Raw genomic sequence first — 2,747 nt, 5'->3', positions numbered from 1 at the left:
ATAACTGGCCGGACTTTTTGATTGAAAAGCGCTCGCATCTTGAAGATGGTGCTGAATAGTTACAAAATTATTTTTAGTTCTTTGCCTGGCAGCTATGAGCAGCTCGGCTTTAGCAAAGGACTGTGTGGTTTTGCTTCATGGCATGGCTCGTACTTTGCAAATAAAAATGATGATCCAGAGCTTCTTATGGAGGCAGCCACTTGGTGGATCAAGAAGCACCAGCTAGATCATTTCGAAAAGGCCTTAAAAATCAAGAAAATGGTTGAGGCCGGGCTTTAATGAGAGTAGGGCGCTGACGGCCATTAGAGTGAATCAAAAGTCAGGTTTTCCGATTCGGCCGCTGGGAATATTTCCCTAATTAAAATAAACTGGACAGTAGTATACGGAGTTTTTATGCCTAGACGTTATATACCCTTTGTCATCATCGTTATAACACTAATTGTGGGTGGGGGTTATTTCTATCACGTAGAGTCTTCCTATATCGAAGGAATGAAGGAGGCTTCGGGGCAGGTGGTTGATTTTGAGATGAGAGAAGGCTCGACGGTACACCGTGGGGATCATAAAGAGTCGTGGACTCGTCAGGCCATTGTTGAGTTTGAAGCAAATAACGCTAGTCATAGGTTTATAGTTCGAGCCTTTAGTTATCCCAAGTTCGAAATGGGCGAAGGTGTTGATGTGTATTATTCTGAGGGAAACCCAAATAAGGCGAGGGTAAAACGGCTGGATCAAGTGTATTTTTTTACGTTAATTTGTCTGATTGTTTTGGCCTATTGCGCCATTTTCAGCCTCATTAATTTTGCTGTTTATAAAATCAGAGGTCGCCCTTTGTCGTAGGGGAGGGGGCAGAGCTCCCAGGCTCTGGCCGCCAGGGCGCTGGAGCCAGCGGCGGAGCATTAACGGCCGATGCCCGCCACTTGTCCGTGGCCGGGGTGCGCCTCGGGCTCAGCCGTTGCCGGTGGGCCCGGGTCTTCAGGTTTTGACCGCATGGGGGAGGCTGACGTGGCTCCGCGAAGCCGGCAGGCCCACGCTAGGGCCCACCGATACTGGGCCTTTTGGAGCGAGGCAGGAAGCCATCCTCGGCGAGTTTCGAATGGAGTTGCTGTGGATTAAGGTTCGTAAGATCCTTGTCGATCTCTGTCAGCTTTATTTGTTTGGACGAAAGGGCGTTGAGCTCCGGCCTCAGAACCCCGAGCATCTGGCTCTCGGCACAGAGTACCAAACGGCTGACGTTGTTTTCTTGGATGATCTGCTCTAGGTCGGCTACGATATCTTTGGCAAATTGGCGATTGGCCTTATGTTCGCGTTTGTCGCGGTGCTCGTCGTAGTTGTGGTGCGGTGTGCCCGTGGTTTGGCCGGCAACCTGTGCGGCCTGGTGCTCACGATGCGCCCCGCGACGGGTATCGCTCCAGATCTCACTCTCGCTCGCCTTGTGATCCGGGTTGGCGTACGTTTTACACTCCCTCAGGTAGGGCGACCTTTCCAATTCTGGTGTTTCAGAGGATTCCAACGTGAAAATCCGCGCTTTCGCGAGCTCTGCAACAGTGACACAGTATTCAGCCATGTTGTGCCTCCAAGTTTGTGCCTTCATAACTGTCCCGCCACTGGTGAATTTGCACCACTTGCGGACAGCGCTTAATTTTAAAGGCTAGTAACGCCCGTTCATCACGTCAAACCTTTTGAATAGCTCATCTTTTGATGTACTTATAGAAAAAAGAAAAAGGTGACAACCTTGCCCGTATTACGGCCATTTATGCGCCCGTACCGGGAAAAACCCGCCGTTTCGGCTTTATGAAAGGCCACTTGGGTACCCCCTGGTAGCCATGAATCCCGTTAGTGCGTAGCCGTTGCTTTTGATTTGGGAGGCCGCTAGAATAAGGTTAGCTAACCAAGGTGAACTAAGCTATGGAAACCGTCAATATGCATGAGGCGAAAACCCGCCTCTCACAGCTGGTCGCCAAAGGCGAACCCTTCGTTATCGCCAAAGCCGGCCGCCCGGTTGCCCGTGTTACGGCCATTGATGCCCCTGAGACGGGAAAGACCCGTCGTTTGGGCTTTATGAAAGGGTATATAAGCGTTCCGGATGATTTTGACCGCATGGGCGAGGCCGAGATCGCTACGCTATTTGGCAATGACTCATGAACCTGCTTCTGGACACACACATACTGCTCTGGGCCGCGGGAGCGCCGGAGCGTCTGCCTTCCGAGGCGGTGGAGCTGATTGAGTCTGAGGCGAACAATCTTTACTTCAGCGCCGCCAACCTCTGGGAAATTACCATCAAAAACGACCTGGGTCGCCCGGATTTCAAGGTGGACCCCCACCTGTTTCGTCGTGGTCTGATTGAAAATGGCTATGCGGAACTTCCAATCATAAGCCAGCATGTGCTGGGCCTTAATCATTTGCCCTCCATCCACAAAGATCCATTTGACCGCATTCTGGTCGCCCAGGCCGAGTATGAAGGTTTTTTACTGCTGACCGTTGACGAAAAGCTCGGACGGTACTCAGGGCCGATAAAAAAGGTGTGACAGTGGTCCAATCAGTGATCGATAATGAATGATTGATTGAACTTTGAACAGCTGACCGAGCTGGCTATGCGCGAAGGGGGCCGGGTACACATGCGTTCAGTTATTCAGAGCCGATAGGCTGGCGCCAGCGGAATCGTTGAACGAGACCATCCCTAAAAAGCTGGTTCTTCGTAAAACTCTGTGGAGCGCTACGGCAGCATATCGAGCTTTCCACAGTGAAACAGT

Annotated in this window: 5 protein-coding genes; 4 read left to right on the top strand and 1 reads right to left on the bottom strand. The window is 51.2% G+C overall.

Features of this window, described 5'->3' with window-relative positions; all coding sequences use genetic code 11:
* Positions 1-21 precede the first annotated feature (21 nt).
* Positions 22-279 carry a DUF6500 family protein gene (locus AAE514_RS18330; RefSeq protein ID WP_347333009.1) on the top strand — a complete coding sequence of 86 codons (258 nt, stop codon included), beginning with the start codon at positions 22-24 and terminating at the stop codon, positions 277-279.
* Positions 280-393: 114 nt separating this feature from the next.
* Complete coding sequence (locus AAE514_RS18325) at positions 394-834, top strand: DUF3592 domain-containing protein (protein WP_347333008.1); 441 nt, start codon at positions 394-396, stop codon at positions 832-834.
* A 193-nt stretch (positions 835-1,027) separates the two neighbouring features.
* Here AAE514_RS18325 and AAE514_RS18320 read toward each other — a convergent pair whose 3' ends face one another.
* Complete coding sequence (locus tag AAE514_RS18320) at positions 1,028-1,561, bottom strand: host attachment protein (protein ID WP_347333007.1); 534 nt, start codon at positions 1,559-1,561, stop codon at positions 1,028-1,030.
* Between the two features lie 341 nt (positions 1,562-1,902).
* Here AAE514_RS18320 and AAE514_RS18315 point away from each other — a divergent pair, with 341 nt between their 5' ends.
* Both AAE514_RS18315 and AAE514_RS18310 read left to right on the top strand, forming a co-directional pair.
* Positions 1,903-2,139 carry a type II toxin-antitoxin system Phd/YefM family antitoxin gene (locus tag AAE514_RS18315; RefSeq protein ID WP_347333006.1) on the top strand — a complete coding sequence of 79 codons (237 nt, stop codon included), beginning with the start codon at positions 1,903-1,905 and terminating at the stop codon, positions 2,137-2,139.
* Complete coding sequence (locus AAE514_RS18310; protein ID WP_347333005.1) at positions 2,136-2,522, top strand: type II toxin-antitoxin system VapC family toxin; 387 nt, start codon at positions 2,136-2,138, stop codon at positions 2,520-2,522. The genes AAE514_RS18315 and AAE514_RS18310 overlap by 4 nt, the downstream gene beginning before the upstream one ends.
* The last annotated feature ends 225 nt before the right edge of the window (positions 2,523-2,747 follow it).

This window comes from Marinimicrobium locisalis (genome assembly GCF_039822625.1).
In the GTDB taxonomy this organism is placed as follows: domain Bacteria; phylum Pseudomonadota; class Gammaproteobacteria; order Pseudomonadales; family Cellvibrionaceae; genus Marinimicrobium; species Marinimicrobium locisalis.
Note: the sequence above shows the minus strand (reverse complement) of the source record. Positions and strands in the feature narration are given on the sequence as shown.